26 protein-coding genes are annotated in these 26,656 nt (G+C 68.9%); 10 read left to right on the plus strand and 16 right to left on the minus strand.

Translation table 11 applies throughout. The annotated features are described in order from the left end of the window. Position 1: 1 nt before the first annotated feature. From ACI2JZ_RS13065 to ACI2JZ_RS13095, 7 genes are all read right to left on the minus strand, one after another. Entirely contained in the window at positions 2–532 is a 531-nt protein-coding gene (locus tag ACI2JZ_RS13065) for a GNAT family N-acetyltransferase (protein ID WP_404597926.1), read from the minus strand. Positions 533–702: 170 nt separating this feature from the next. Next, a complete protein-coding gene (locus ACI2JZ_RS13070) occupies positions 703–1,431 on the minus strand; it encodes an amino acid ABC transporter ATP-binding protein (protein WP_247623627.1) in 729 nt (242 codons plus the stop codon). Continuing rightward, positions 1,428–2,903, minus strand: coding sequence for an amino acid ABC transporter substrate-binding protein/permease (locus ACI2JZ_RS13075; protein WP_247623628.1), 1,476 nt, complete (start codon positions 2,901–2,903; stop codon positions 1,428–1,430). The genes ACI2JZ_RS13070 and ACI2JZ_RS13075 overlap by 4 nt, the downstream gene beginning before the upstream one ends. Before the next feature lie 106 nt (positions 2,904–3,009). Further along, a complete protein-coding gene (locus ACI2JZ_RS13080) occupies positions 3,010–4,524 on the minus strand; it encodes a DHA2 family efflux MFS transporter permease subunit (RefSeq protein ID WP_404597927.1) in 1,515 nt (504 codons plus the stop codon). Next, positions 4,521–5,144: a PadR family transcriptional regulator gene (locus ACI2JZ_RS13085; protein ID WP_404597929.1), complete on the minus strand. Its 624-nt coding sequence runs from the start codon at positions 5,142–5,144 to the stop codon at positions 4,521–4,523. Before ACI2JZ_RS13085 ends, ACI2JZ_RS13080 begins: the two co-directional genes overlap by 4 nt. 100 nt (positions 5,145–5,244) lie before the next feature. After that, entirely contained in the window at positions 5,245–5,925 is a 681-nt protein-coding gene (locus ACI2JZ_RS13090; protein WP_404597930.1) for a response regulator, read from the minus strand. Positions 5,926–5,947: 22 nt separating this feature from the next. Next, positions 5,948–7,213 (minus strand): sensor histidine kinase, encoded by a 1,266-nt coding sequence (locus tag ACI2JZ_RS13095; RefSeq protein ID WP_404597932.1) that lies wholly within the window; start codon positions 7,211–7,213, stop codon positions 5,948–5,950. 194 nt (positions 7,214–7,407) lie between these two features. On the opposite strand from ACI2JZ_RS13095, the gene ACI2JZ_RS13100 reads away from it, so the two are divergent. Beyond that, positions 7,408–8,313 (plus strand): Ltp family lipoprotein, encoded by a 906-nt coding sequence (locus ACI2JZ_RS13100; RefSeq protein ID WP_404597934.1) that lies wholly within the window; start codon positions 7,408–7,410, stop codon positions 8,311–8,313. A 36-nt stretch (positions 8,314–8,349) separates the two neighbouring features. Here ACI2JZ_RS13100 and ACI2JZ_RS13105 read toward each other — a convergent pair whose 3' ends face one another. Then, on the minus strand, positions 8,350–8,565 hold the full coding sequence (locus ACI2JZ_RS13105; protein ID WP_247623633.1) for a DUF2945 domain-containing protein: 216 nt from the start codon (positions 8,563–8,565) through the stop codon (positions 8,350–8,352). Between the two features lie 86 nt (positions 8,566–8,651). On the opposite strand from ACI2JZ_RS13105, the gene ACI2JZ_RS13110 reads away from it, so the two are divergent. Continuing rightward, positions 8,652–9,536, plus strand: coding sequence for a phosphoribosylaminoimidazolesuccinocarboxamide synthase (locus ACI2JZ_RS13110; RefSeq protein ID WP_404597935.1), 885 nt, complete (start codon positions 8,652–8,654; stop codon positions 9,534–9,536). Between the two features lie 127 nt (positions 9,537–9,663). Continuing rightward, complete coding sequence (locus tag ACI2JZ_RS13115) at positions 9,664–11,019, plus strand: uracil-xanthine permease family protein (RefSeq protein WP_404597936.1); 1,356 nt, start codon at positions 9,664–9,666, stop codon at positions 11,017–11,019. Positions 11,020–11,107: 88 nt separating this feature from the next. Here ACI2JZ_RS13115 and ACI2JZ_RS13120 read toward each other — a convergent pair whose 3' ends face one another. Continuing rightward, on the minus strand, positions 11,108–11,785 hold the full coding sequence (locus ACI2JZ_RS13120) for a TetR/AcrR family transcriptional regulator (protein WP_404597938.1): 678 nt from the start codon (positions 11,783–11,785) through the stop codon (positions 11,108–11,110). Between the two features lie 107 nt (positions 11,786–11,892). Between ACI2JZ_RS13120 and ACI2JZ_RS13125 the strand changes: the two genes are divergently transcribed. From ACI2JZ_RS13125 to ACI2JZ_RS13135, 3 genes are all read left to right on the plus strand, one after another. Further along, positions 11,893–12,765, plus strand: coding sequence for a DUF1266 domain-containing protein (locus tag ACI2JZ_RS13125; RefSeq protein WP_336641105.1), 873 nt, complete (start codon positions 11,893–11,895; stop codon positions 12,763–12,765). Beyond that, entirely contained in the window at positions 12,753–13,805 is a 1,053-nt protein-coding gene (locus ACI2JZ_RS13130) for a hypothetical protein (protein ID WP_404597940.1), read from the plus strand. Before ACI2JZ_RS13125 ends, ACI2JZ_RS13130 begins: the two co-directional genes overlap by 13 nt. A 498-nt stretch (positions 13,806–14,303) precedes the next feature. Next, on the plus strand, positions 14,304–15,053 hold the full coding sequence (locus tag ACI2JZ_RS13135; RefSeq protein WP_404597941.1) for a DUF2510 domain-containing protein: 750 nt from the start codon (positions 14,304–14,306) through the stop codon (positions 15,051–15,053). Positions 15,054–15,328: 275 nt separating this feature from the next. Here the strand turns inward: ACI2JZ_RS13135 and ACI2JZ_RS13140 are convergent, their stop codons facing one another. The 5 genes from ACI2JZ_RS13140 to ACI2JZ_RS13160 all read right to left on the minus strand — a co-directional run bounded on the left by ACI2JZ_RS13140 (position 15,329) and on the right by ACI2JZ_RS13160 (position 21,178). Continuing rightward, on the minus strand, positions 15,329–16,321 hold the full coding sequence (locus tag ACI2JZ_RS13140; protein WP_404597942.1) for a LacI family DNA-binding transcriptional regulator: 993 nt from the start codon (positions 16,319–16,321) through the stop codon (positions 15,329–15,331). 59 nt (positions 16,322–16,380) lie between these two features. Further along, complete coding sequence (locus ACI2JZ_RS13145; protein ID WP_247955436.1) at positions 16,381–17,811, minus strand: GH1 family beta-glucosidase; 1,431 nt, start codon at positions 17,809–17,811, stop codon at positions 16,381–16,383. Between the two features lie 4 nt (positions 17,812–17,815). After that, a complete protein-coding gene (locus ACI2JZ_RS13150) occupies positions 17,816–18,706 on the minus strand; it encodes a carbohydrate ABC transporter permease (protein WP_372491944.1) in 891 nt (296 codons plus the stop codon). Then, positions 18,703–19,755 carry a carbohydrate ABC transporter permease gene (locus ACI2JZ_RS13155; protein ID WP_404597945.1) on the minus strand — a complete coding sequence of 351 codons (1,053 nt, stop codon included), beginning with the start codon at positions 19,753–19,755 and terminating at the stop codon, positions 18,703–18,705. Before ACI2JZ_RS13155 ends, ACI2JZ_RS13150 begins: the two co-directional genes overlap by 4 nt. Before the next feature lie 112 nt (positions 19,756–19,867). Next, positions 19,868–21,178, minus strand: a complete 1,311-nt coding sequence (locus ACI2JZ_RS13160) for an ABC transporter substrate-binding protein (protein ID WP_247633082.1) — start codon at positions 21,176–21,178, stop codon at positions 19,868–19,870. A 173-nt stretch (positions 21,179–21,351) separates the two neighbouring features. Here ACI2JZ_RS13160 and ACI2JZ_RS13165 point away from each other — a divergent pair, with 173 nt between their 5' ends. The 3 genes from ACI2JZ_RS13165 to purQ all read left to right on the plus strand — a co-directional run bounded on the left by ACI2JZ_RS13165 (position 21,352) and on the right by purQ (position 22,930). After that, on the plus strand, positions 21,352–21,882 hold the full coding sequence (locus ACI2JZ_RS13165; RefSeq protein WP_404597947.1) for an adenine phosphoribosyltransferase: 531 nt from the start codon (positions 21,352–21,354) through the stop codon (positions 21,880–21,882). A gap of 95 nt (positions 21,883–21,977) precedes the next feature. After that, the gene (gene purS / locus ACI2JZ_RS13170) at positions 21,978–22,226 is read left to right on the plus strand and encodes a phosphoribosylformylglycinamidine synthase subunit PurS (protein ID WP_247623653.1); all 249 of its coding nucleotides are present in this window, start codon (positions 21,978–21,980) and stop codon (positions 22,224–22,226) included. Then, complete coding sequence (purQ, locus tag ACI2JZ_RS13175) at positions 22,223–22,930, plus strand: phosphoribosylformylglycinamidine synthase subunit PurQ (RefSeq protein ID WP_404597948.1); 708 nt, start codon at positions 22,223–22,225, stop codon at positions 22,928–22,930. Before purS ends, purQ begins: the two co-directional genes overlap by 4 nt. Positions 22,931–22,991: 61 nt before the next feature. Here the strand turns inward: purQ and ACI2JZ_RS13180 are convergent, their stop codons facing one another. Both ACI2JZ_RS13180 and ACI2JZ_RS13185 read right to left on the minus strand, forming a co-directional pair. Beyond that, a complete protein-coding gene (locus ACI2JZ_RS13180; RefSeq protein ID WP_404597949.1) occupies positions 22,992–24,260 on the minus strand; it encodes a hypothetical protein in 1,269 nt (422 codons plus the stop codon). Positions 24,261–24,423: 163 nt separating this feature from the next. Then, positions 24,424–24,855, minus strand: coding sequence for a DUF1761 domain-containing protein (locus tag ACI2JZ_RS13185; protein ID WP_404597950.1), 432 nt, complete (start codon positions 24,853–24,855; stop codon positions 24,424–24,426). Between the two features lie 86 nt (positions 24,856–24,941). On the opposite strand from ACI2JZ_RS13185, the gene ACI2JZ_RS13190 reads away from it, so the two are divergent. Then, complete coding sequence (locus tag ACI2JZ_RS13190; RefSeq protein ID WP_404597951.1) at positions 24,942–26,603, plus strand: glycoside hydrolase family 13 protein; 1,662 nt, start codon at positions 24,942–24,944, stop codon at positions 26,601–26,603. Positions 26,604–26,656 lie beyond the last annotated feature (53 nt).

Below are 26,656 nucleotides of genomic sequence, written 5' to 3' on the forward strand. Positions count from 1 at the left end.
TCTACAGCGCGATCCAGTAGCGCCGCAGCATCCCCTGGCCGCGCGCCGACTGGTCGCTGATGTCTTGCAGCACTCCGCCGGCACGCTCGATCGTGCGGTACGAGCCCTCGTTGTCGACGTCGCAGGTGATCATCACCCGCTCCAGGCCGATCTCGCGCGCTCGCTCGAGGCCGAGCGTGAGCGCGGCCGACGCGATCCCCTCGCGGCGGCGTGAGGCTCGCACCGAGTAGCCGATGTGCCCGCCGGCCTCGGCGAGCCACTCGTTGAGCGTGTGCCGGAACGACAGGAACCCGACCACCTCGGCTCCGTCGACCACCCAGTACAGGTCGTTGTGCACCCGGTCGGCGGGCGGGGCGATCGCGGTGTCGGCGAGGCGCTCGGCATCCGCGATCAGGGCATCCAGAGTCGCCCGATCGGGCGTCACGGGAGCCGTCAGACCCGACCCGTCGACATGCCCGTCACCGAACTCCGCCACGGCGGCTGCCCACGAGTCGAGGAGGTCGGCGGTCGGTCGAACGAGCTGCACGGTCATCGCCCCACCCCATCAGATGGCGGTGTCCGGTCGCAAACCGCCCGCGTGCCGTCGAGCGAGACCCACCGCAAACGTCGAGACCCACCTTTCCCGACGCCGATACCGGTGGGGCTCGACGCGAGTGGTGGGTCTCGACGAAGTAAGTCTCGACGAAGAGCGGATGCCGCGAACTACAGCACCTTCGAGAGGAACTCCTTCAGGCGCTCGTTCTTGGGCGCCTCGAACAGCTCGGCCGGTGCGGCCTCCTCGACGACGACGCCGCCGTCCATGAAGACCGTGCGGTCGGAGACCTCGCGGGCGAAGCCCATCTCGTGCGTCACGAGCACCATCGTCATGCCGCCCTCGGCGAGATCGCGGATGACCTGCAGCACCTCGCCCACCATCTCGGGGTCGAGGGCACTGGTGGCCTCGTCGAACAGCATGATCTCGGGGTCCATCGCGAGCGCGCGGGCGATCGCGACGCGCTGCTTCTGACCGCCCGAGAGCGAGGCGGGCTTGGCATCCGCCTTCTCCGACAGGCCGACCCGCTCGAGCAGGGCCAGCGCGCGCTCGCGGGCCTTCGACTTCGACAGACGACCCAGCTCGATCGGCGCGAGCGTGATGTTCTCGAGCACCGTCATGTGCGGGAACAGGTTGAAGTGCTGGAAGACCATGCCGATTCGCTGGCGCACCTCGTCGAGCTTGACGCTCTTGTCGGTGAGGTCGACGCCGTCGATGACGACCTTGCCCGACGTGGGCTCCTCGAGCTTGTTGAGACAGCGCAGCAGCGTCGATTTGCCCGAACCCGAGGGCCCGATGACCGCGACGACCTCGCCGTCATCGACCGTCAGATCGATGCCCTTGAGCACCTCGTTGCTTCCGAACGACTTGTGCAGGTTCTGCACGGCGATCTTGCTCATGCGTTGAACTTCCTCTCGAGGCGGTTCGCGAGCAGCGTCAGCAGCGTGATCACGACGAAGTAGATGATGGCGACGATCGTCAGCACCTGCGCCGACAGATAGGTCGAGGCGATGATCTGACGCGACTGGAACGTCAGCTCGGCGAGGCCGATGACGCTGATCAGCGACGTGTCCTTGAGGGTGATGATGCCCTGGTTCACGAACGACGGGATCATGATGCGGAACGCCTGCGGCAGCACGACCTTCTGCATGGTCTTCCAGTGGCCGAGACCCAGCGACCGCGATGCCTCGTTCTGACCGGGGTCGACGGCCTGGATGCCGCCGCGGATGATCTCGGTCATGTACGCACCCGTGTTGAGCGAGAGCGTGATCGCTCCGGCCACGAACGGGTTGAACTGCAGGCCCGGGAACAGCTGCGGGATGGCGAAGAAGACGAAGAACGCCTGCACCAGGATCGGGGTGCCGCGGAACACGAACACGTAGGCGGTCGCGATCCAGCGGAACGGCAGGAACTTCGACAGGCGTCCGAAGCCGAACACGATGCCGAGCACGAAGGCGGCGACGAGGGCGACGAGCGTCGCGAGGATCGTCAGCCAGAGACCGCTCATCAGCGCCGGCCAGTACTTCACGGCGACCGAGATGATGTCGGTCGGCTGGGCGGATGCCTCGCCCGCGCTGAGGTAGGTGTCGACGATCTCGTCGTACTCGCCGCTCTCCTGCAGGTTCGCCAGGCCGGCGTTGAACTTCTCGATCAGCTCGGGGTTCATGCCCTTGTTGACCGCGAAACCGTACTCGCCGCCGAGCTCGGGCTCGCCCACGAGCCGGAAACCGGAGCCCTGCTGGATGCCGTACGCCAGCACCGGGAAGTCCTCGAAGTAGCCGACCGCCTGGTTCGCCTTGACGGCATCCACCATGTCGGTCGTGTCGGAGTAGGGCGTGATGCGGAAGCCGTACTCGTCTTGGTTGTCCTCGGCGAAGGTCTGGCCCTGGGTACCGGTCTTCACCGCGACGGTCTTGCCGTCGAGGTCGTCGAGCGAATCGATGTCGCTCGACTCGAGAACGCCGAGCTGGATGCCGCTGGTGAAGTACGGCTCGCTGAAGTCGAACGTCTGCTGACGCTCCTCGGTGATCGACATGCCGGCCATGACGGCATCCACCTGGTTCGACTGCAGGGCCTGCAGGGCCGCGTCGAATCCGAGCTGGCGGATCTCGACCTCGAAGCCCTGGTCATCGGCGATCGCGCGGAGCAGGTCCATGTCGATGCCGACGAGCTCGCCGTCGGAGTTCGTGAACTCGAACGGCGCGAAGGTCGTGTCGGTGCCGATGACGTACGTCTCACCGTCGGCGGCCGTGGCGGGGGCGGCTCCGCCGAGCAGCGCGGCGCCCGCGACGGCGGTCGCGAGCACGGCGGCTCCGGTCGTGCGGGCGAGGCGGCGGAGCCGGGCGCGCAGGGAAGAGGGGTGTGGGATCACGACGGATGCTCCTCGGATCGGGGTGGCGACCGGCCGGTCGCCGCCCGTCTACCTTAGTCAACGCGAAACGCCCCGCCCATTTCGGGGCGGGGCGTTCGTCGGGGGATCAGACGGTCGGATGCTTCGGCGCACCGCGCAGGAACAGCGACGCAATGAGCGCGACGAGGATCACGCAGGCCGGCAGCAGGATCGCCTGCGACATGCCCGTCGAGAAGCCCTCGGCGACGGCATCCGGAAGGCTTCCGCCCGAGCCGATCGACGCGCCCGCGTCGTCCATGCCGGGCAGGTTCGCCTCGAGGCGCGCCTGCATGAACGTGGCGATCGCGGCCGATCCGACCACCGATCCGATCGTGCGGGTGGTGTTGTAGATGCCCGCGCCCGCGCCCGCCTGGCGCATCGGGAGCATCCGGGTGGCGGTCGTCGCGAGCGGACCCCACATACCGGCGTTGCCGAGGCCCATGAGGGCGGAGGGGAACAGGAACATCCAGATCGGGGTGTCCATGTTCACCAGCGACGAGTACCAGAACAGGGCTCCCGAGACGGCGAGCAGACCCGGGATCAGGATGATGCGGGGGTCGGTGCGGTCGAGGATCTTGCCCGCGACCGGAGCCAGCACGCCCGAGAGCACCGCCATCGGGATCATCAGCAGCGCGGCTTCGGTCGGGGTGAGGCCCCGGGCCGTCTGCAGGAAGAACATCAGCGGCAGCGACATGCTCGTCACCGTGAAGCCCACCGCGGCGATCGCGACGTTCGCGCCCGAGAAGTTGCGGTCCTTGAAGAGCTCCAGCGGCACGAGCGCCTCGGACTTCGTCTTCCACTGCTGCACGATGAAGATAGCGAGCACCACGATGCCGGCGATGATCATGCCCCACACCGAGATCGGGCCCCAGATGATGCCCCAGTCGTACTTCTCACCCTCCTGCAGGCCGAAGACCACGAGGAAGATCGCGACGGCGCTCAGCACGACACCGAGGATGTCGAAGCGGTGCGGGTGCGTCTTGAGCTTTGGCACGAGGATCCACGCGGCGACGAAGGCGATCACGCCGACGGGCAGGTTGACGAAGAAGATCCATTCCCAGCCGAGGCCGTCGACGAGCACGCCGCCGAGCAGCGGGCCGACGAGCGTCGCGACACCGGCGGTCGCACCCCACAGGCCCATGGCCGCGCCGCGGCGCTCGGGCGGGAAGGTGCGGGTGATGACGGCCATGGTCTGCGGGGTCATGAACGCAGCGCCGAGACCCTGCACGGCGCGGGCCGCGATCAGACCCTCGAGCGAGCTCGACAGACCGCACCAGAGGGATGCCGCGGTGAAGATCGCGAGTCCGATGAGGTAGATGTTCTTCGGGCCGAAACGGTCGCCGAGGCGGCCGGTGATCAGCAGCGGCACGGCGTAGGTGAGCAGGTAAGCGCTGGTCACCCACACGACGTTGTCGAGGTTGTTGGTGTTCGGGTCGAGGGCGGCCTTGATCGCGGGGTTCGCGACCGAGACGATCGTCGTGTCGACGAGGATCATGAAGAAGCCGATGACGAGCGCCCAGAGGGCGGGCCAGGGGCTCTTCGGTGCCTGCCCCGCGGCGAAGGGGCCGGTCTGGGGGCCGACGGCCTGTCGGGAATCGGTCATTGCTGTGCAGCCTTTCGCTGAGCGATGTAGCGGTCTGTGTCGTCGAAGTCGTTCGGGCCCCAGCGGAGCCCGTCGCCGTCGAGTCGGGTGAGGAGGGTGTCGAGCCAGCGCACCTCGGCCTCGAGCAGTGCCTCCTGGCGTTCTATCTCGACGAGCACCTGCGCGGGAGTACCCCGTTCGTGTGCTGCGCGGAGCCCGTCGCGGTGGGCCACGTGGCTGTCGACGAGAGCGGAACGACGCTCGCGCAACAGCGCGGTGACGTCGTCGCGCTCGAGATTGTGCGCTTCGGCGAGCGCGATGCGGAAGTCGGTCTCGCTCTCGGTGCGGGGCAGTTCGCGCCGCACCCACGCGATGACGGTGTCGCGACCGGCATCGGTCAGCGTGTAGGTGGTGCGCTCGGGACGGTTGCCGTCACGATCGATGCCGATCTCGTCGATCAGGCCGGTCTTCTGCAGGCGCGCGACCGTGTGGTAGAGCGTGCCGTTGGTGATCGTGAGCAGGCGGTCGTCCTGACGGCTGCGCAGCAGACGGACCATCTCATAGGGGTGCATGTCGCCCTCGCGCAGCAGCGCGAGCACCATCACACCCATGGGCGTGAGCGTGTCGATCGGATCCTTCATCACCTGCTCCACTTCGATTAGTCCACGTGGACTATACGCCTGTTCCGCGGCGCGATCAAGCACGCCCCCGGCGAGGAGGCGGATGCTGCGACCGCAGCCGTCAGACGTCGATCGGTCCGTGCCCCGCGCGTTCGAGGAGCACACCGACCTGCACGCGATTGCGCACCGCGAGCTTGGCGAAGACCTGCTCGAGATGCGTCTTCACGGTGCCCGGGGCGATGTGCAGCGCCGCGCCGATCTCCTGGTTCGTGGCGCCCGAAGCCACCCGCACGGCGACATCGCGCTCGCGCTCGGTGAGCACCGAGATCCGGGCGACCGCCGCGGCGCGCCCCTGCCCCTGCTCGCCCTCGACCGCGCGTCGCACCAGCTGCGCCGTGCTCTGCGCCGAGAACACGCTCTCGCCCGCGGCGGTGCGTCGCACCGCATCGATGATGCGCGTCGGCGCCTCGTCCTTCAGCAGGTAACCGAGCGCCCCGGCGATCAGCATCCGTACGAGCTGCCCCTCGGCGTCGAGGCTCGTCATCGCGAGCACTCGCGCGCCCGATTCGGCCACGATGGCGGCGGTCGCCTCGGGCCCGTCCATCACCGGCATCCGCACGTCCATGAGCACCACGTCAGGTCGGTGCGTGCGCACGAGCTCGATCGCGGCGGCGCCGTCGGATGCCTCGGCGACGACCTCGATCGACGGGTCGGCGCCGAGCACGAACCGGAATCCGCTGCGGATGAGGGGTTCGTCATCGACGATCAGCACCCGCACGGGGGAGTCGTCGAAGCCGGTCACGCACCGAGCATATCGGCGCGGGTCAGCCGCGCTCCTGCCAGGGCAGCGTCACGTCGACGATGAACGAGCCCTCGTACGCGCCGATCCAGGCCTGGCCGCCGAGTGCCGTGGCGCGTTCGCGGATGCCGAGCACGCCGTTCCCTCCGCCCGGAATGCTCCCGGGGGCACCCGCCGGCACCCCGGCGCCGACCGGATTCACGACGCGGATCCGCGCGCCCGACTCGGGAGAGACCTGCACGATCAGGTCGATCGGTGCGCGCGGCGCGTGCTTGACGGCGTTGGTGAGCGACTCCTGCACGATCCGGAACACCGCGCCGTCGAAGAGCGCGCCTGCACGCTCGGGCGACTCGATCAGGATCAGCGAGGTGATCGCATGACCCGCGCCGCGGAGACCGGCGACGAGGGCACCGACGGCCCGCATCGTCGCGGGAGCGGAGCTCTCGGCATCCGCTCCGCTACGCAGCTCGCCGATCAGGCCGCGCATGTCCTGCAGTGCGGCGTGGGTCTGCTCGCGGACGGTCCTCGCCATCTGACCGGTCACCCCCTCGTCGGCAGCCGCCTCGAGCGCTCCGGCGTGCAGCGAGACCACCGAGAGGCGGTGGGCCAGGGCGTCGTGCATGTCGCGGGCGATGCGCTCGCGCTCGGCCTGACGCACGGTCTGTTCGGCGAGCACGTCGGCTCGTTGCGTCTGCACGGCCGCCCGCTGCTCGCTGCGCTCCGCGCGGTCCCGCGTGCGGGTCAGTGCCACCGACCCGGCGGCGATACCGAGCGACACGAGCGCGCAGACGATCACCGCGACGTTCCATTCGACACTGTCGACCGCGCCGATGCTGGTCGTGAGGAACCAGGGCAGGGCCCCGCCCCACGGCGTCAACGCCTCGCGCAGCGCGAACAGCAGCACGGCCCCGCCGACGACGGCGCCGATCGGCGCGACCTTCGTCGGCTTCTGACGGATGAGCGCGACGGCCCCGATCAGCAGCAGCAGATACGAGGTGCCGACGACGGCGAGCACGCCACCGGCGATCACGACGACCAGCGGATGCCGCCGCCGCCAGAGCACCGTGAACCACGCGGCGATCGCGAAGAGGGCGATGCCCACACCCACCGGGGTGATCCGCAGGGTGCCGCCGGCCGCACCGTCGACGGTCGGGTACGTCGCGGCGCCGGGCACGTTCGCGACGGCGCAGATGTCGAGCACCGCGCCCACGATCAGGAGCGCGATCGACCCGGCCGTGTACGTCACGGCGCGACCGCGGGAGCGCGCTGAGGAGGGGTTCGATGCCGACACAGACCGAGCGTATTGCCCCGCGCGCCTCGCGCGCGCCTGCCGGACGGTGCGAGACCCCTCTGCCGAACGGCGTATCCGGGTGTGGACGGATGGCCGATACCCCCGGCCGAGCGGGGCTGCGAAGGTGATGGACGAGCGCCGATCAGGGCGCGATCCGCCACCCACGTCCCCACCCCTTGAACCGAGGATTCGTCATGTCTTTCGACAACACGGGCTCCACGCCCCCGCCCCCGCCCTCCCCGCTGCCCACCGCACCCACGGCGGCCTACCCCGCGCCCGGCGCCCCGGCCCCGGGCTACTCCGCCCCGCCCGCCGGCTCCCCCGCACTGACCGCACCGCCCGTCGCCATCGGCGAGAAGTCGTTCCTCGTGACCTGGCTGCTCGCGCTGCTCCTGGGCGTGCTGGGCGTCGACCGCTTCTACCTGGGCAAGGTCGGCACCGGCATCCTGAAGCTCGTCACGTTCGGCGGCCTGGGCATCTGGGCACTCATCGACCTGATCCTGGTGCTCACGAACTCGACCCGCGACTCGAAGGGGTTCGCGCTCGCCGGGCACGAGGAGCACAAGAAGATCGCCTGGATCGTGACCGGCATCGTGATCGCGCTCGGCATCGTCAGCAGCGCCGTGAACGGTTCGCAGGCGTCGTCGCGCCCGACCTCCGACCGACCCGCGGTCTCGGCCCCGGTCGAGTCGGCCGCACCCGAGGAGACGACCGCCGCCGAGGAGCCCGTCGAAGAAGCATCCGCCGAACCGGTCGAAGAAGAGGCACCGGCCGAGCCCGAGGCACCGGCCGTCCCCGCCGAATACGCGTCGGCGCTGACCAAGGCCGAGACCTACTCCGACTTCATGCACATGAGCAAGGCCGGCATCTACGACCAGCTCACCTCGGAGTACGGCGAGAAGTTCTCTCCTGAGGCGGCGCAGTACGCGGTCGACACGATGGTCGCCGACTGGAACGCGAATGCGCTCGAGAAGGCGAAGACCTACCAGGAGACGATGGCCATGTCACCGTCGGCGATCCGCGACCAGCTCGTCAGCGAGTACGGCGAGAAGTTCACGCCCGAAGAGGCGGATTACGCGATCGCGCACCTGAACGACTGACACCGACCGGGCTGACGGCGCTGCGGGGGCGCGCCGTCAGCTCTTCAGTCGCCGCAGGGCCGATCCCTTGTGCGCGGCGCGATCACCGCTCTTCTCCGACTCCACGATGTAGGCCGGGTCATCGGCCGTCGCCGTGAAATGCTGCCCCGCGAACTCGAAGTCCTTCGTGCGCTTCTCCTCGATGGTCCCTCGTGTGCGCCCCTGCGAGGTGTTCCAGCTCACCCGGTCACCCTTCGACAGTTCCTTCGACATGCATCCTCCGTTCGTTGCGGAGAGCATCGCGGATGCCGCGGCATCCGCCACTCCCCTTGACACGGCGCGGTCGCGCGACCGGGATAATGGGGCAGGTGAGCACTCCTGCAGACAGCACGTCCCAGAGCATCCCCGGCTGGCGTCACCTCTACTCGGGCAAGGTCCGCGACCTGTACGCCTCGGAGGATCCCGCCGACACGCGCATCCTGGTCGTGGCGAGCGACCGCGTCAGCGCGTTCGACTTCGTGCTGTCGCCCGGCATCCCGAAGAAGGGCGCCCTGCTCACACGGCTGAGCCGCTGGTGGTTCGCGCAGCTCGACACCCCCAACCACCTCGCCGAGGGCGAGATCCCGGATACCGTCGCCGACCGTGCCATGCTCGCGCAGTCCCTCGAGATGCTGCCCGTCGAGTGCGTGGTGCGCGGCTACATCACGGGCTCCGGCTGGGCGGAATACGAGGAGAGCGGCACGGTCTGCGGCATCCCGCTGCCCGCCGGGCTCAAGAACGGCGACCGCCTGCCCGAGCCGCTGTTCACCCCCGCGTACAAGGCGCCGATGGGCGAGCACGACGAGAACATCACCTTCGCGCAGACCGTCGAGCTGGTCGGCGAAGTGCGCGCCGCCGAGTTGCGCGACGTCTCGCTCGACCTCTACACGCGCGCGGCCGCCATCGCCGAGGAGAAGGGTCTGATCCTCGCCGACACCAAGTTCGAGTTCGGCACGGATGCCGACGGCACGCTGCGTCTGGCCGACGAGGTGCTCACGAGCGATTCGTCGCGGTACTGGGATGCCGAGGCCTGGCGCACCGGCGTCACGCCGAGCCAGCGCATGGCGAGCTTCGACAAGCAGATCGTGCGCGACTGGCTGGCGTCGCACTGGGACAAGCAGGGCGAGCCCCCCGCGCTGCCCGAGCACATCGTCTCACGCACGGCCGACCGCTACCGCGAACTGATCGACCGCCTCGGGGCGTGACCGTTCGTCTCGCGGCGCGGTTCCTGAGCGAGGAGCGCAGCGACGAGACGAAGGGCACCCAGGGAACACTCAGGAATCGGTAGTGTTGCTCCAGCACTCCCCCACCCCGAATCCCTGAGGAGCCCGCATGCCCCTGTGGAAGATCCACGGCAACGGCCGCACCGTCGAAGCCGGCGCCGTCGTCGCCCCCGAAGAGCGTCTGAACTGGCCCGCCACGATCGCGATCGGTGCGCAGCACGTCGTCGCGATGTTCGGCGCCACGTTCCTCGTGCCCACGCTGACGGGCTTCCCCGTCTCGACCACGCTGCTGTTCAGCGGCGTGGGCACCCTGCTCTTCCTGCTGATCACCAAGAACCGCCTCCCCAGCTACCTCGGCTCGTCGTTCGCGTTCATCGCGCCGATCACCGCGGCGGTCGCCGCGGGCGGCACGGGTTCGGCGCTCGCGGGTGTGGTGGCCGTCGGCATCCTGCTCGCCCTCGTCGGCCTCGTGGTGCAGTTCGCCGGCCTGCGCTGGGTCGATGCGCTCATGCCCCCGGTCGTCGCCGGCGCGATCGTGGCCCTCATCGGCTTCAACCTCGCGCCGACCGCGTGGAACAACTTCAACCTCGACCCGGTCACCGCCACGATCACCCTCGTCGCGATCATCGTGTTCGCGGTGCTGTTCCGCGGATTCCTCGGCCGCATCTCGATCTTCCTCGGCGTCGCCGTCGGCTTCATCTGGGCGGCGTTCAACGGCTCGTTCGATGTGCCGAACGAGCTGCGCGGCGGCAAGACCCCGAACGAGCTGATCGCCGAGGCATCCTGGGTCGGCCTGCCCGACTTCCAGTTCCCCGACTTCGTCGCCCCCGGCACCTGGTCGACGATCGCGATGTTCCTGCCCGTCGTGCTCGTGCTCGTCGCCGAGAACATCGGCCACGTGCGCGGCGTCGCCACCATGACCGAGGACCCGACGGTCAACAAGCAGACCGGTCGCGCGCTCATCGCCGACGGTGTCGCGACGACCATCGCCGGCGGTTTCGGAGGCTCGGGCACCACGACGTACGGCGAGAACATCGGCGTCATGGCGGCCACCCGCGTCTACTCGACCGCCGTCTACTGGGTCGCTGGTCTGTTCGCGATCCTCCTCGCCTTCTCGCCCAAGGTCGGCGAGGTGTTCAACTCGATCCCCGCCGGCGTGCTGGGCGGCGCGACCACCGCGCTCTACGGCCTCATCGGCATTATCGGCATCAAGATCTGGGTCGACAGCCGCGTCGACTTCTCGCGCCCGGTGAACCAGTACACGGCCGCGGTGTCGCTCGTGATCGGCATCGCCGGGTTCTCGATGAACCTGGGCGACTTCGCCTTCGGCGGCATCGTGCTCGGCACCGTCGCGGCGCTGCTGATCTACCACGTGGGCAACTTCATCGCCCGCGCGCGCAAGACGGGTGCCGACGACCCCAAGCCGCTCGAGCCCGTCGGTCCGCTGGGCGGCGACCCGGCCTGACCCCGGCACGCACGACAGGAGGTTCCGGCCCTTCGTCTCGCTGCGCGGTTCCTGAGCAAGGAGCGTAGCGACGAGACGAAGGGCCGAGTCAGTCGTCGGAGCCGGCGCCCTCGCACACCCCGCCGCGAGCCCGGGGGCGCGGTTCTCCCTCGCACGGGGCGACGGCGAGCGGCAGGGGCACGGTCGGCTCCGGCAGGTCGTAGAGCCGACGCACCCAGCGGCGGGCATCTTCGAGCGGATACGTGTCGCGGTACACCGAGTACTTCACGAACACGCCCTCGAGCACGCTGCGGAACATGACCTCTTCGAGCCCGGGATCGGCTGCGCCGCGCGCGCGGAACAGGTTGCGCACCGCGTCTTCGGCCATCGTGACCTGCTCGCTGAAGCGGTCCTCGGACTCGGCGAAGAGGCGGTGCGTGGCCGGCTGCTGCTGGATCGCGAGCACGACGCGCTGCAGCGGCACGGCGTAGGCCGTCGCCTGGAACACGCTGTCGATGATCGAGGCGAGCACCTCGTCGGGGCTGCCCTCGACGCTCGGCAGCTCGAGGAGGGTGATGAACCAGCGGTCGATGACCGCGGCGATCAGCTGATCCTTGCCGCCGAAGTGATAGCTGACGAGCCCCTGGGCGACACCAGCGCGCTTGGTGATCTCGGCGATACTGGCGCCGGAGACGCCCCGCTCCTCGAACACCTCGATCGCCGCCTGGAGGATGACCTCCTTGGCTCGTTCGCGCGCACGTCGATTCTGGTCTTCCGATCGCGCCATGTGAAGTTCACTTCCCCGTTGCCCCCGAATGTGCACCGATGTGCGTCCCCGTACTATAGATTACTCGCTGAATGTACGTTCAGTTTAATTATCTCTGGGGAGCCTCCATGCACCGTCTCGCGCCCGTCGATTTCAACGACCTCGGGTCCATCGTCGGCTGGCTGATCGGCCAGTGGTGGGTGTGGGCGATCGTCGGCGCCGTGGCCCTCTTCTTCCTGATCCTCTGGATCATCCCGGCGGCCAAGGTGAAGCCCTCCGAGAAGTTCTCGACGACGGATGCCGAGGCGAACGAGATCGCCCTGGGCTTCCTGCAAATCCGCAACCTGCCCTCCGGCCCGTGGAACGACCCGACCGCGAGCGACCTCGGCCCGTCGGAGAAGTCGGTGCTCGTCGAGCAGTGGGGCGTGCACACCCGTGAGGAGTGGCTGTCGAACATCGAACGCCTCACCACGGTGCGCCGCCGCCGCGAGGTCTGGGTGCTGTACCTCGCCGTGCGCGTCGCCGTCGCCGAGCGCCTCGGCCGTGCCCCGAAGGCGAAGGAATGGCTGGCGGCCATCGTCGAGGAGGGCGGCGACAAGCGCGACGCCAAGGCGTTCATCACCGCGATCGAGTACATCGAGTCCGAGGTGCGCAAGCGCGTGGGTAAGGACATCGTGACGCCGGACCTGTTCGTGCAAACTCTCGACGGCTACGCGATCGGCCAGGCCGTCGCGATGGCGACCTGGGGCGTCGCGCTCGGACACGGCGACGTGCCCGAGGCCCGCTCGATCATCCACGCGATCAACGTCGAGGCGCGGCCCGCGTTCTCCTCGTGGGCCGACTTCGGCCTCAGCTACATCGCCGGCCGGGTCATGCACTGGTCCGACGGCCGCGTCGACGAGAAGTCGTTCGAGAAGTTCGGCGACGGGTGGGCGGACTTCAAGGCCGCAGCGACCGAGACGCGCAACGGTCCGTGGGCGACCCTGCCGTGGACGCTGTAGCCGTCGACCTCGCTCCGCTGCAGCGCAGCGCCGGCATCCGCGACATCGTCGCCTACGAGCGGATCACGAAGATCCCGCTGCACCGGCGCTTCGTGTTCCTGCTCGTGGTCGTGCTGCTGTTCGCGGCGGCGATGCTCGCGGGTCTGTGGTTCCTCGGGCGCACCGACATCCTCGCCGTCGCACCGATCCTCGCGGTGTTCGTGATCGGCTACACGCTGCTCGCGGCCGTTGGATTCGTGTGGTTCGCGGTGGGCCTCAGCCGTCGCGTGAAGATCGCGGCGTTCGCCTGGCAGAACGGCTGGGCCTACGCGGATCGACTCGAGCACACCCGCCGCCCCGGCGCTCCCTTCACCCGCGTGCTGCGCGGCCAGGAGCGCGCGGTGGTCGCGGGCGACGATCCGCGGATGCCGTTCGAGCTCGGCATCCATCACTCGCTGTCGCGCGGCCAGGAGGGCGCGACCGTGCAGCGACCGTTCGCGTTCATCGAGCTGCCGCTGCCGTCGTCGGTGCCGCACATCGTGCTCGCGAACCGGCGACGCAGCATCGTCCCGACGCTGGGCCTCGGCCGGGGCGCTGCCCGGATGGAGCTCGAGGGCGAGTTCGCGAAGGTGTTCCGGCTGATCGTGCCGGAGGGCTACCAGACCGACGCTCTGTACATCTTCACGCCCGACCTGATGGCGCGCGTGCTCGACCTCGGACGCGGCGCCGAGATCGAGCTCGTCTCCGATCGGTTGTACGTGTACCTGACGGGGAGCACGCGCTTCGATCGCCCCGCCACCATGGCCGCGGCGCTCGTTCTCGCCGAGGAGTTCCACCGCCGCTTCGCCGCACGCACCGAGCTCTACCGCGACGATGCCGCGGGCGAGATCGCGGCGCGCGCCGGCGTCTCGGTGGGGCTGCGGGGACAGCGCCTCGGCGGGCACGGCATCTCGGTGCTGGCCGTGGCGGGCACCGTGGGGGTGGTTCTGCTCTCGGCCGGCGTCACCGCGCTGACGCTCTTCGGCGGCGACTTCTTCACGTCGCTCCTGGGCGGCCCCTGAAACCGCGGGTGCGTCCCTGTCCCGGAGGGGGCGACAGGGCCGCACCCGTGCAGTTCCCGCGGTGGGTGCTTCGACAGGCTCAGCAACCCAGTTTCGATACTGGGCCCCTGAGCCTGTCGAAGAGTCCACAGAACTGGGTCCCTGAGCCTGTCGAAGAGTCCACAGAACTGGGTCCCTGAGCCTGTCGAAGAGTCCACAGAACTGGGTCCCTGAGCCTGTCGAAGGGTCCCGCCCCGAGAAACCCCGTCAGACGGGGCCCGCACGCTTGCGCACGTCCGATCGTGCCGGCGCGCCCAATTGCTAGACGCGGAAGGACTACGCACCGACCTCATCCGCGAGATCTCCGCTCAAACTACTTAGGCCGCGCTCGTTCTTCGCGTCATGAAACGCGCCCTAACGCGTCGTGTAGGTATCAGAGCGGTGTCACGCTCGAGGGTCGGCCACGTTCTCATACGGAATAACATGAGCTCGGCGACGGAAACGGCACGGAGGAGCACCATGAGCACGCCCCCTGGATGGTACGACGACGGGTCAGGTCGCCGGCGCTGGTGGGACGGCCAAACGTGGACCGATCATTTCGCTCCCGAGCAACACACTCCGGCGCTCGCGCCACCACCAGCACTTCAAATCTCCAGCGGCACGCAGATGACTGTGCCGCAGCGGCGTGGTGCTCCGGTGCTGGGACCCATCGGTCTGGGCCTGGCGGTCGTCGGCACCGTGCTCGCGTGCCTCCCGGTGACCTTCATCTTCGGAGTCGTCGTGCTCCTCGCAGCGTTCGTCCTGTCGCTGATCGGGCTGTTCGCGAAGAACACGGCGAAATGGCCGTCGATCGCTGGGACCATCCTGTCGATCGTCGGCGGCGCGATCGGAACCTTGGTGACTCTCGCCGTCATCGCCGCGGGTCTCGTCAGCCCCGAAGGCCCGATCACGCTTCCGACAGACGCACCGTCGCCGACCTCGTCGGAACAGCCCTCGACTGACCCGAGCGACTCGCGGCCGGTCCCGGAAGAGATCGCTGAAGGATTCGCAGTGCTCTTGCGGTCGGACGGCATCACCGACTACGAGGACATGCCCGACTACTATCCGTGCATGGGGCAGCAGCTGTACGACTCGAATCTCCCCGATGAGCCCCTCCGACTTCTCGCCGACGGACAGGATGTGACGGGCCCCGAGCGCGAGGCCGTGTATGACGCGATCGTGGAGGCAGGACTGATCTGTGATCCCGAAGGCGAAGGCCTGAACGGCTGACGTTCCCAGCGCATGATCGGCGGCTTCTCTCGATCAGCGAGGCGGGTGAGCCCTCGCTTCGCTGTGCTCTCCGAGATTCCGTACCAAGCAGGCGCTCGGTTGTATGGGAGTTCGAAGTTCGGCTTCGAGCTCAACGCAATGAGCAACATGATCTTCTCCGCGCTGCTGAGTTTCTGATCCCATCCATCGAGCCAGTAGGTGTACGGGACGGTGAACCATCGGGCGTCGTACGGGATGCGGGAACTCGCGAGTGCATGGATGAGCAGGTAGCCCCGTCAGCCCGATGCCCGGACCACGAGCTCCGTCGGCAGGATGGTCGTGCGGGGCGGGTCTCCCCCGGCGAGCCGCGACAGCAGCACCTGCGCCATCGCCTCGCCCTGCGCGTACATCGGCTGACGCATCGTCGTGAGCTGCGGGTCGCAACTGAGCGCGACCGAGGAGTCGTCGAACCCGACGAGGGCGATGTCGTCGGGAACGCGGATGCCGGAGGCACGCAGCGCCGTGAGAGCGCCGCGGGCCATCAGGTCGCTCGCGACGAAGATCGCGTCGGGGCGGCCCGCCGCGAGGATGCGGCGGGCGGCGTCGGCGCCGCTGGCCTCGCTGTAGTCGCCCTCCTCCTCGGCGAACGGCGTGAGCCCGGCATCCGCCAACGCCTCGCGGAAGCCCTGCACGCGGTCGATCGACGAGAGCATCGTGAGCGGACCGGAGATCGTGGCGATGCGGGTGCGGCCGATGTCGACCAGGCGGCGCACCGCCTCACGCGCCCCGGCCACGTTGTCGACGTCGACCACGTAGTCGGTCTCGCGCGTGCGCACGGGGCGCCCGCCGTAGACGACCGGCACGGCATCCGCGATCCGGTCGATGAACGCGTCGCTCGTGTGGTGCGACACCAGCAGCGCCCCGTCGACACCGCCGTTGCGCACGAAGCCGGTCATCTTGTCGCCCGGGTCGTCGCTCGCGATGAGCAGGTTCAGCAGGTAGTCGGAGGTGCGGAGCGTGCCGGTGATGCCGGCGACGATCGCGGCGAAGAACGGGTCGCCGAAGAAGCGCGTGGTGTCTTCGGGCACGATCAGGGCGATCGCATGCGTCTGACGCGACGCGAGCGATCGCGCCGCGCGGTTCGGCACGTAGTTCAGCCGCTCGATCGCATCGTGCACCGCGGCGAGCGCCTCGGGGCTGACCGCCGTCGAACCGTTGACGACGCGCGAGACCGTCGACCGTGACACTCCGGCGGCAGCGGCCACCTCTTCGATCGTCGCTCGCGACACAGCTCTTCCTCCGATCCGGCGGGGCGATCGGATGCTCCGACCGCCCTCGCCGCCCGGTCTCAGAGAGAGCGAGCGGCGATGATGCGAGCGTACTCCCGCGCGGAGTCCTTGAGCGTGCGCTCCTGGGTGTCGTAGTCGACGCGCACGATGCCGAAGCGCTTGTCGTAGCCCCACGCCCACTCGTAGTTGTCGAACAGCGACCAGTAGAAGTATCCGCGCACGTCGACCCCGGCATCCGCCGCGTCGAGCACCGCAGCGAGGTGCAGGCGCAGGAACTCGGCGCGGTCGTCGTCGTGCACGCGGGTCTCGCCGTCTTCGACGACCGCGACGTCGTCGTAGGCGGCGCCGTTCTCGGTCATGTACAGCACGGTTCCGGCGGGCTGCGCGTACTCCGTCCACACGCGCTGCAGCAGGCGGGTGAGCCCCTCGGGCTGCACCTCCCAGTTCTGCGCCGTACGGGGCAGGCCGCGCTCGACGTTGTGGATGTTCTCGAACGACGGGTAGGGGCTGCGCACCTTTCGCTCGGTGTCCGGCACGCTCTCGACGGCGACGTTCTCGGGCACGGCGCCCGAGACGAGGTCACCGTGGTAGTAGTTCACGCCCTGCGTGTCGATGTGCTGCGCGATGGTGGCGAGGTCGCCGTCGTGGATCGCGGCTTCGAAGGTCTCGACGGCCGCGGCATCCACCGCACGGATGTCCTCGACGATGTCGGCCGGGTACTCGCCCCGGTAGATGGGGTCGAGGAACCAGCGGTTGAACTGCCCGTCGATACGGCGCGCGGCGTCGACGTCGGCGGGGTTGGTCGGGTCGGCGGGGTCGGCGACCGTGTGGTTGAGCGTGATGCCGAGGTTGAGCGAGGCGTCGCGCCCTCGCAGCTCGCGCACCGTCTCGCCGTGGGCGAGCAGCAGGTGGTGGGCCGAGAGCAGACCCTCGGCGACGCTCGTGTGACCGGGGGCGTGCTCACCGCCCGTGTACGACAGGAACGACGAGCACCACGGCTCGTTCAGCGTGGTCCACACGTTCACCCGGTCGCCGAGCGCGTCGTGCATGGTGCCCGCGTACTCGAGGAAGCGGTCGACCGTGTCGCGGTTCGTCCAGCCGCCGGTCTCCTGCAGCGCCTGCGGCATGTCCCAGTGGTACAGCGTCAGCCACGGCAGGATGTCGGCGGCGAGCAGCTCGTCGACCAGGCGCTCGTAGAAGTCGACGCCCTGCGCGTTCACGGCACCGCCGTCGGGGCGCACCCGAGACCACGAGGTCGAGAAGCGGTACGTCTGGAGGCCGAGGTCCTTCATCAGCGCCACGTCGTCGCGGTACCGGTGGTAGTGGTCGCAGGCGACGTCGCCGTTGTCCCCGTTGATCACCGCTCCGGGTACGCGCGAGAACGCGTCCCAGATCGACGCGGTGCGCCCGTCTTCGAAAGCCGCCCCCTCGATCTGGTAGGCCGCGGTGGCGGCGCCGAAGAGGAAGTTCTGGGGAAACGCACGGGTCATGGAGTCATCCTTTCACCGCGCCCGCCATGATGCCACTGACCAGCTGCTTGCCCGCGACCACGAAGAGCACGAGCAGCGGAAGGGTCGCGAGCACCGCACCGGCGAGCACGATCGAGTAGTCGATGTAGTAACCGGACTGCAGCTGGCTGAGCGCGGTCTGGAGGGTGGGATTCGAGGGCGAGAGCACGATGAGCGGCCACAGGTAGTCGGTCCACGCGGTCATGAACGTGAAGAGTCCGAGGATGGCCATCGCGGGGCGGGCGGCCGGGATCCCGACCGTCAGGAACGTGCGGAACTGGTTGGCGCCGTCGACGCGGGCGGCTTCGATCAGTTCGTCGGGGATGACGTCGACGAGGTACTGCCGCATGAAGAAGACGCCGAACGCGGTGACGAGTGTCGGCACGATCACGGCCCCGATCGAGCCCGTCCAGCCGAGTTCGCGCATGAGCATGAACAGCGGGATGATGCCCAGCTGCGTGGGGATCGCCATGGTCGCGATCACGAACACCATGAGGCCGTCGCGTCCCTTGAAGCGCAGCTTCGCGAACGCGTAGCCGGCGAGGGTCGAGAACGTCACGACCGAGATCGTGATGATGCCCGAGATGAGGAACGAGTTCCCCAGCGCCAGCCAGAACGGGATCGCGTCGAACACCTTGGCGGCGTTCGCGAGGAAGTTGCCGCCCGGGATGAGCGGCAGGGTCTCGCCGCGCGTGGCGTTCGTGCCGCTCGCGACGACGACCGACCACCACAGCGGGTACACGCTGCCGATCACGAACGCGGCCAGCAGGCCGTAGGTGAGGAAGCCGGGGCGGCTGCCGATCCCCGCGTTGCCGAGGGCACTGCCCCGGCGACGGCGGATCTTCTCGGGCACGCTCAGTGCCATCGTCGCGGTCATCGTGCGTCCTCCTCGAGGGTGGCGGCGGTCGCACGGGCGCGGCGGCGCGCGGCGCGGTTGCGGCCGGCATCCCCCGTCGATATCCGTCGCGAGATCAGGAAGTTGATCACGCCGATGCCGACGATCAACAGGAACAGCAGGATGGCGACGGCGGATGCTTCGCCCAGATCGCGCCGGAAGAACGCGAGCTCCCAGAGGAACAGCACGGTCGTCTGGAACTGCCGATCGCTGCCGCCGATGCCGCCGGCGGTGGAGACGTCGAACAGCCGGGGCTCGGCGAAGATCTGCAGTCCGCCGATGGTCGCCGTGATGATGACGAAGATCAGCGTCGGTCGGATCGTCGGGATCGTGATCGAGAAGAAGCGGCGGGCGGCGCCGGCGCCGTCGAGGGCCGCCGACTCGTAGAGGTCGCGCGGAACGGCCTGCATCGCGGCGAGCAGGATGAGCGCGTTGTACCCGGTCCAGCGGAAGTTCACCATGACCGCGATCGCGATGTGCGACAGCGCGGTGTCGTGCTTCCACTGCTGGTCGGCGATGCCGATGAGGTTGAGCAGGTTGTTGGCGAGGCCGTCGGCCTCGTTGAAGATGCTCGAGAAGATGATCGCGACCGCCACCGGGGTGACCACGAACGGGATGAGCACGCTCATGCGCCAGAACGTCGGGGCGCGCAGCCCGCGGTCGAGCAGGTAGGCGATCGTCAGGGCGACCGCGAGCTGCGGGATCGCCGACAGCAGGAAGATGCTGAGGGTGTTGAAGATCGAGTTCCAGAACATCCCGTCGCCGAGGATCTCGACGAAGTTGCCGAAGCCGACGAACCCGCCCTCGCCCTTGAGCAGATCCCACTCGTGCACGGCGACGTACACCGTGTACAGCAGCGGGAACAGGCCCACCAGCCCGAACAGCAGGAAGAACGGCGAGATGTAGAAGTACGGCGAGGCGTTCTGGTCGAAGCGGGAGACGCGATGGCGCCAGGAGCGTTTCGGCGGAGCATCCGATTCAGAAGCGGATGCCGCCGCACGCTGCTGCGCGGGCGGTGCGGTGAGAGTCATGAGGGTTTCCTTGATCGGAGGTGCCCTTCGTCTCGCTCCGCTCGCTCAGGAACCGGGGGAACCGGTCCCTGAGCGAGGAGCGTCAGCGACGAGACGAAGGGCGAAGGGCCGGTCAGCCGACCAGGTCGTTCAGGAGGGAGATCGCCTGATCCCAGGCGCCCTTCGTGTCGGTCTCGCCGCGGTCGAGCGCGCTGAGCGCCGGGCCGAAGACGTTCTCCTGGATCACCGAGTCATCGGCGCCCTTGAACTGCGCGACCACGCCCTTCGCGCGCTCCGCGAGGATCGCGCCGGTCGGGGCGTCGTTGAAGAACGCGTTCGGGGTGGCGTCGGCGGCGAGGGTCTCCTGCGCCTTCACCGTCGAGGGGAAGTTGCCCGCGGCGGCCGACTGCTTCACCTGCTGCTCGGGCTGCGTCAGCCAGTCGGCGAGCTCGGCTGCGGCCTCCTTGTGCTGCGAGGACTCGGGGATCGACAGGAACGCGCCACCCCAGTTCGCCGCTCCGCCGGGGAAGACATCCGCGAAGTCCCAGCCGGTCGACGCGTCGCCGCCGCCGGCCTCGACCTGACCCTGCACGACGCCGAGCATCCAGCCGGGGCACACGAAGGTCGCGAAGGTGCCGTCGACGAAGGACTTGCCACCGTTCCAGTCCCACGCGGTCTGGGCGGCGGACTGGCCGCCCTCGGTCGCCGCTCCCAGCAGCTCGAAGCGCTCCTGCAGCTCGGCGTTGCCCTCGACGTTCAGCTCGCCGTCGGCGGTGTAGTACCCCTCGTCGAGCTGGTTGACCATCGCGTTCCACACGAAGCCGGAGTGGTCGTACCACGCCTTGCCGGTCTTGGCCGTGTAGTCGGCGCCGACCTGGAAGTAGTTCTCCCAGTCGCCGTTCAGCAGCTCGGCGACCGACTCGCGGTCGCTCGGGAGCCCGGCGGCCTCGAACGCGGCGCCGTTGTAGCAGATGCCCGAGGGGCCGATGTCGGTGCCGTAGCCGATGACGCGGCCCTCGGCATCCGTGGCCTGCCCGTACTTCCAGTCGACCCAGTCGTCCTTGCGGTCCTCGATGCCGTAGTCGCGCAGGTCGACGAAGGTGTCGGAGACGTCCATGACGGCGCCGAGCCAGCCCTCCTCGATCGCGACGACGTCGCTGAGACCCGAGCCGGCCGCGATCTTGGTGAAGGCGTCGGTGCGGGCGTTGCCGCCGGTGTCGATGTTGGTGGCCTCGATGGTGATGTTCGGGTGGGCGGCCTCGTACTCCTCGTACAGGTCGTCGTAGCCGAAGGTGCCGAACGTGGTGACGGTGAGAGTGATCTCCTCGTCGGCGTTCGAGCCGCCCTCGCCTCCTCCGCCGGTGGAACAGCCGGCGAGGGCGAGGGCCGAGACGGATGCCACGGCTGCGGTCGTGAGGACCCGGTGGCGGGCGCGTGCGTTCACAGTTCACTCCTTCGTGAGGTGGTGCGGTGGGTGGTGCGTCGGGATGGTGCTGAGCCGTGGGCTCCGCGATGGGAGCGCTCCCACGACGTTCCGGCCACGATATGGGAGCGCTCCCACGATTGTCAAGGGTCCCCGTTTTCGAAAGCCTCGAACACGAGGAGTACCCTTGCTCAGTGCCCGAAGCCGAACTCTCCCCTGCCCTCGCCCGCGCCCAGTCGCTGATCCGCAACGTGCCGGACTACCCGCAGCCGGGCATCATCTTCCGCGACATCACGCCGCTGCTCGCCGACGCCGAGGCCCTCCGCGTCACGACCGAGGCCATCATCGAGCCGTTCGCCGGACAGTTCGACGTGATCGCCGGGATCGAAGCCCGCGGGTTCATCCTCGCGAGTGCCGCCGCCATCGCCGCCGGCACCGGACTCATCCCGATCCGCAAGGCCGGCAAGCTGCCCCGCCCCGCAGCATCCGTCGACTACGCCCTCGAATACGGCACCGCCACCATCGAGATGCACGACGACCTGCCCGCGGGATCGCGCGTGCTGCTCATCGACGACGTGCTCGCGACGGGCGGCACCCTCGCCGCCGGCCGCCAACTCGTCGAGCGCCTCGGCAGCCACGTGGTCGGCATCTCGGTGCTGTTCGAGATCGACGGCCTCGGCGGCCGCGAGCTCATCGGCGATCTGCACACCGTCTTCCACGCCTGAGCGACGCCCCGCGCGCCACGCCCGGCGGCGAATCGCGACCGGAGCAGGGCGGTAGACTGGACGCGCCTTCCTGCCCGCGACTTCTGGAGCCGTTCATGCCCACCATCGTCGTCGACGTCATGCCCAAGTCCGAACTGCTCGACCCGCAGGGGAAGGCCGTCTCCGGAGCGTTCGCACGCCTCGGCGTCGAGGGCTTCTCCGACGTCCGCATCGGCAAGCGCTTCGAGCTCACGGTCGAGGGCGAGGTCACCGACGAGCTGCTCGCCGAGGCGACCCGCATCGCCGACGAGGTGCTGTCGAACTCCGTGATCGAAGACGTCGTGGGCATCGAGGTCGTCGAATGACCGTACGCATCGGGGTCGTCACCTTCCCCGGCTCGCTCGACGACCGCGACGCGCAGCGCGCCGTGCGCATGGCCGGCGCCGAGCCCGTCGCCCTCTGGCACGGCTCGCACGACCTCGAGGGTGTCGACGCCCTCGTGCTGCCCGGCGGATTCAGCTACGGCGATTACCTGCGCGCCGGCTCCATCGCCGCGCTCTCGCCGATCATGGCCGAGGTGAAGGATGCCGCCGCCAAGGGGCTGCCCGTGCTCGGCATCTGCAACGGCTTCCAGATGCTCGTCGAGTCGCACCTGCTGCCCGGCGGACTCATCCGCAACAGCCACCAGCACTTCATCCGTCGCGACCAGAAGCTGACGGTCGAGAACTCCGACACCGCGTGGACCAACGAGTTCCGCCGCGGGCAGGAGATCGTCATCCCGCTCAAGAACGCCGACGGCGGCTACATCGCCGACGAGCAGACCCTCGACCGCATCGAGGGCGAGGGCCTCGTGGCCTTCCGCTACGCGGGCGTCAACCCCAACGGTTCGCTGCGCGACATCGCGGGCATCACGAACGAGGCGGGCAACGTCGTGGGGCTCATGCCACACCCCGAGCACGCGACCGAGGCCGGCTTCGGCCCCGACACCTCGGTGGCCATGCGCTCCGGCATCGACGGGATCGGCTTCTTCGCGAGCGCGATCGCCGCGGTCGCGCGCGTCGCCGCGTAACTTCTTCGACGGAGGGGGCGGATGCTTCGGCATCCGCCCCCTCCGTCATTCCTGCCGCCGGTCAGTCGGCCGGCAGGGTGAAGGGGTTGTCGCCGGCCTCGGCCAGCAGGTACCAGGCGGTCGCGCCGGTGTGCAGGCTCGCGTAGTAGAGGTCGCCGAACCCGGAGTCGAGGCCGTCGGTCGAGGTCGCGACGATCCCCTTGCCGTCGCCGTTCGCGGCGTCGCGCTGACCGAGACGGATGCTGTCGAGCAACGTGTCCGCATAAGCCGCATCGCCTGCGGCATCCCGCAGCTTCAGGGCCAGTGCGAGGTGCGCTGCTCCCTCGAACCAGACCTTCGAGGTGTCGACGTCGCTGATGCCGGGGCCCGTGTAGGGGCCGTCGGTGCCGATGAGGTTCGCGAGCGTCCAGTCGAGTGCTGCGTCGTAGCGCGGGTCGCCGGTCGCGAGCGAGGTCCAGGTCTGCGCGTCGAGCGGGATGGGGTGAGTGTTGACCGTGCTGCCGTCGAGCAGCGTGCCGGTGTCGACGTGGCCGTCGGGGCTCTGCATCGCGGTGACGAACGCGGCGGCGACGGCGGCGCGGTCGGCCCAGACGGTGTCACCGGTGAGCTGGGCGAGCTGCCCGAAGAAACCGGCGATGTCGGCGTTGTGCTCGGTGGACTTCCAGACGAGCGAGTCACCGGCATCCGTCTGCCCACCGGTGTAGCCGAAGGGGGCGCGCACCATGTCGGCGGTGTTCGTCTGGATCCAGTTCGCGATGTCGAGCGCACCGTCGAGGTAGCGCTGATCGCCGGTGGCGTGGAAGAGGCGGGCGAGGGCGAGGCCGGCCCAGGCCTGGTTTCCGGTGAACGTGCCGGGTCCGGTGATCTCCATGCGGCCCTGACGGATGGCGTGGGGTTCGTAGTGGGTGCGCACGCGTCCGTCGCCGATCGGGTCGTTCTCCTGCACGAAGAGCAGCGTCTCGCCGATGCTCTTCGCGCGGCGGATGTCGTCGGGAAGACCGCGGGCGGTGTACGCGATGATGACCAGCGCGTCGTCGTAGACGAACGACGGTGTGAAGTCCCAGGTCGGCGTCGTGAAGAACCCGCCCTCGTAGCTGCGCGGCAGGCACATGCCCTCGCCGTCGCAGAACTGATCGGTGCGCGCGTCGAGGAACTCGTAGGCGAGAGCGATCGACACGGAGGGCTCCGGAGCGGTCGGGTCGGCGGTCTCGTCGGCGGGGACGGGATCTCCGGTGGCAGCGGATGCCGCGCCGGCGAGCACGGCGGTGGCGACGAGCGCGACGACCACCGTCCAGCCGACAGCACGACGGGGAGAACGGGAACGAGACATTGGGGGACCTCTCGTCAAACTCCGTGCGCGGTGGGGGAACGCACACGGGCGACCCGAAGGTCACGCGATGATCATCGCAGTTCCGTCGCCGAGAGGGAAGGGGACTTCTTACAGTTTCTGCTCGTGTATGAATAAAGGCTTCATCGGTGCGGGGCCCGGCGCACTACACGGTCATCGCGGGCGGCCACAGCCCGATGATCGCCGCCATCACGAGCACCGTCACGAGCTCGTGCGCGATGTTGAGGGTCGTGAGCCGGGTCGAGCGCCCCTCGAAGGCGTCGTGGGTGATGAAGCGGGCCGCCGTGAAGCCGGCCCAGAGAGTGACCGCGGTGATGACGGCACCCCAGAACCAGGATCCGCCATAGAAGTGCCAGGCGATGGCGGATGCTCCGGCGAGCACCCAGGCCGTGATGAAGCTCACGATCACCGTGGTGATGATCGGCCAGACCGCGGTGGCCGCCGGGCGATCCATGTCGACGTTCGCGAGCTTCGACCAGCGCGTACCGAACACCTTCGGCGAGTACCAGATCGAGCCGACGATCATGCTCGACAGCGTGGCCAGCAGAACGGCCCAGTAGTTGATCTCGGGAATCATGCGACACCTCCTCGTGATGGTGCCGTCAGCGTACTCCCGGGTGCGCGGTGCGCGAGTGATGCAAGCGCTTGCATTAGGCTCGGGGGATGCCTGAAATCGAACAGTTCGCCGCGCCCGGATCCGAGTGGTGGCGCAGCGCCGTCATCTACCAGATCTACCCCCGCTCCTTCGCCGACGCCTCGGGCGACGGCATCGGCGACCTCCCCGGCATCACCGGCCGCCTGGACTCGCTGAAGGACCTCGGCGTCGACGCGATCTGGCTGAGCCCCTTCATGACCAGCCCGCAGCGCGACGCCGGCTACGACGTCGCCGACTACCGCGACGTCGACCCGCTCTTCGGCACCCTGGCCGACTTCGACACCATGCTCGAGGCGGCCCATGCCCGCGGCATCCGCGTGATCGTCGACCTCGTGCCCAACCACTCGTCCGACCAGCACGTGTGGTTCCAGGAGGCACTGAAGGCGGCGCCCGGGAGCCGCGAGCGCGCCCGCTACATCTTCCGCGACGGCAAGGGCGAGAACGGCGAACTGCCCCCGAACAACTGGGAGTCGGTGTTCGGCGGCGGCATGTGGCAGCGCGTGACCGAGGCCGACGGCACCCCCGGCCAGTGGTACCTGCACATCTTCGACGCCACCCAGCCCGACTTCGACTGGACCAACGAAGAGGTGCGCGAGGAGTTCCGTTCGATCCTGCGCTTCTGGCTCGACCGCGGCGTCGACGGCTTCCGCGTCGACGTGGCGCACGGCATGATCAAGGCCGACGGCCTGCCCGACTACACCCCTCCGTCGGATGCCGACTCGATGGGCGGCGGCGAGGCAAACGTGCCGTATTGGGGTCAGGACGGCGTGCACGACATCTACCGCGACTGGCACGAACTGCTCGCCGAGTACGACGGCGACCGCGCCCTCTGCGGCGAGGCCTGGCTGCCGACGCTGAAGAAGACCTCGCTGTGGGTGCGCCCCGACGAGATGCACCAGACCTTCAACTTCCCCTACCTGATGACGGCGTGGGACGCGAAGGCGCTCGGCGACGTCATCCGCGAATCGCTCGACGACTTCGGAGCGGTCGGCGCCCCCAGCACCTGGGTGCTCTCGAACCACGACGTGGTGCGCCACGCCACCCGCCTCGCCCTCACGGTCGACAACCCGCAGGGCGAGGGCATCGGCCCCCACACCCCGAACAAGCCCGACGCCGTGATCGGCCTCGCCCGTGCCCGTGCGGCGACGACCCTCATGCTCGCGCTGCCCGGATCGTCGTACCTCTACCAGGGCGAGGAACTGGGCCTGCCGGAGGCCATGGAGATCCCCGACGAGTACCGTCAGGACCCGACCTGGTTCCGCACGAAGCACGAGCGCTACGGACGCGACGGATGCCGCGTGCCGCTGCCCTGGGAGGCGGATGCCCCGGCGTTCGGCTTCAACGACACCGGACTCTCGTGGCTGCCGCAGCCCGACGAATGGGCGACGTACGCGCGCGACGTCGAGCTGGCCGACCCGAACTCCACCCTCTCGCTCTACACCGAACTGCTGGCGCTGCGCCGTGCGCACGGCTTCGGCTCGGGCTCGCTGGTCTGGGAGGACTTCGGTGCGGATGCCGTCGCCTTCCGCCGCGGTGACGTGCACGTGGTCGCGAACCTCGGCACTGCACCGATCGCGTTGCCCGACGACGCGACGTTCCTCGTGAAGAGCCAGCCCTTCGCGGGCTCGGAGCTGCCCGTCGACACGACCGTCTGGTTCACGCGGGGCTGATGCCCTCGGCGATCGGACCGGGGTCGCGCTCGCTGGCGGCCCCGGCATCCGAT

The sequence above is a fragment of the Microbacterium sp. NPDC087868 genome (assembly GCF_044900755.1).
Classification (GTDB): domain Bacteria; phylum Actinomycetota; class Actinomycetes; order Actinomycetales; family Microbacteriaceae; genus Microbacterium; species Microbacterium galbinum.